Raw genomic sequence first — 2,073 nt, forward strand, 5'->3', positions numbered from 1 at the left:
GGGCAGGAAGGCCCCGAAACCGCTTTTTTTTCGCTTTTTTCGTGTTTTTCTGTCGCCGCGTGTCGGAAATCGCCTGTCGGCATGACCAAATCACCTTTCGCATGCGTCGATGCGCAAGGACGGTCGCCACCACCGCGACCGCATGACGCACCCCGGCTCACTCGTCGTCGTGGCGCGGCTTGTACGCGTCGACCAGCTTCTGCTGCACGTTCGGTGGTACCGCTTCGTAGTGGCTGAAGTCCAGGCTGTAGCGTCCCTGGCCGGCGGTCATGGACTTCAACTCGGCCGCATAGCCGTCCAGTTCCGCCAGCGGCACCTGTGCCTTCACCACAATCCCGTCGCGCACCGCGTCGGTACCGTTGATGCGGGCGCGCTTGCCCGCGAGGCTGCCGGTGATGTCGCCCACCTGTGCCTCCGGCACGACGACTTCCAGATCGACCACCGGTTCCAGCACCTGCGGCCGCGCCTTGGCGATGGCGTCGAGGAAGGCCTTCTTTCCGGCCGCGACGAAGGCGACTTCCTTGCTGTCGACCGCGTGGTGCTTGCCGTCATGGACGACGACCCGAATGTCCTGCAGCGGATAGCCCGCCAGCGCGCCGCTGCCCAGCACCTGCCGCACGCCTTTCTCGACGGCCGGCAGGAACTGGCCGGGAATGACGCCGCCTTTCACTTCGTCGACGAATTCGAATCCGCTGCCCCGGGGCAGGGGCTCGACGCGCAGCGAGACTTCCCCGAACTGCCCCGCGCCGCCGGTCTGTTTCTTGTGGCGATGGTGGCCTTCCGCTTTCGCGCCGATGGTTTCGCGATACGCGATGCGTGGCGGTCGCGTCGTCACCGCGACACCGTGACGGTCCTTCAGCCGCTCCAGCATCACCCTCAGGTGCAGGTCGGAGAGGCCTCGGATGACGGTTTCGTTCAATTCCGGCTGGTGTTCGACGATGAACGCCGGATCCTCTTCGGCCAGCTTCTGCAGCGCGAGAGAGAGCTTCTGTTCCTGGCCCTTGCTGGCGGCTTCGATCGCCAGGCCGAACATCGGCCTGGGGAAATCGATCGGCGCCAGGTGGATGTGGTCCTCGTCGTGGCTGTCGTGGAGCACGGCGTCGAAATGCAGGTCCTCGACCTTGGCCACGGCGGCGATGTCGCCGGGGATGGCCTGGTCGACTTCCACGTGGTCCTTGCCCTTGAGCTTGAACAGATGGCCGACCTTGAACGGCTTCTTGCCGTCGTCGACGAACAACTGCGTGTCCTTCTTCAGCGTCCCCTGGTACACACGGAAGATGCCCAGCTTGCCGACGAACGGATCGTTGACGATCTTGAAGACATCGGCGATGACGTGCGCGCGCGGGTCGGGCACGGCCTCGATCGACTGCGGGCCGGCGCCGTTGAGCTTCACGAACGGCGGCGGATTGGCCTCGGCCGGATTCGGGAACAGGCGTTCGGCCACGTCCAGCAGTTCCTTCACGCCCACGCCCGTGCGCGCGGAGGCGAAGCACACCGGCACCAGGTGGCCTTCGCGCAGGCACTGTTCAAAGGCATCGTGCAGCTCTTCGCCCGACAGGCCGCCTTCGCCCAGGTCCAGATAGTGCTCCATCACCGTTTCGTTGATCTCCACCACCTGGTCGATGATCTTCTGGTGCCAGTCGGCGACATCGCCCAGGTCGGACGTGCCGGTCGATTGCCAGAAACAATCGATGACCGCCTTGCCGCCGTCGGCAGGCAGGTTGAGCGGCAGCACTTCGGCGCCGAACTCCTCGCGCAGCGCGGCGAGCACACCGGCGCAGTCCGCACCCTCGTGGTCGATCTTGTTGATGACGATGGCGCGGCAGAGGTTGCGCTGGGAGGCGCGATCCATCAGCCGTCGGGTGCCGTGGGCGACGCCGCTGTCGGCATCGACGACGATCAATGCGGTTTCCACGGCCGACAGGGCCGACAGCGTCGGGCCCCGGAACTCGGGATAGCCCGGTGTATCGATCAGGTTGACGTGCATGCCGCCGTGGTCGGTGCTGGCGATGGCGGTGTCGATGGAATGGCCACGCGTCTTCTCGATCGGATCGTGATCCGAGACGGTCGTGC

1 protein-coding gene is annotated in these 2,073 nt (G+C 65.5%); it reads right to left on the minus strand.

The features are described from left to right. Positions 1-157: 157 nt before the first annotated feature. A partial coding sequence (fusA, locus tag AC04L7_RS17415; protein WP_475513532.1) for an elongation factor G occupies positions 158-2,073 on the minus strand: 1,916 nt, incomplete at its 5' end.

The sequence above is a fragment of the Pseudoxanthomonas sp. LjRoot204_2 genome (genome assembly GCF_056175765.1).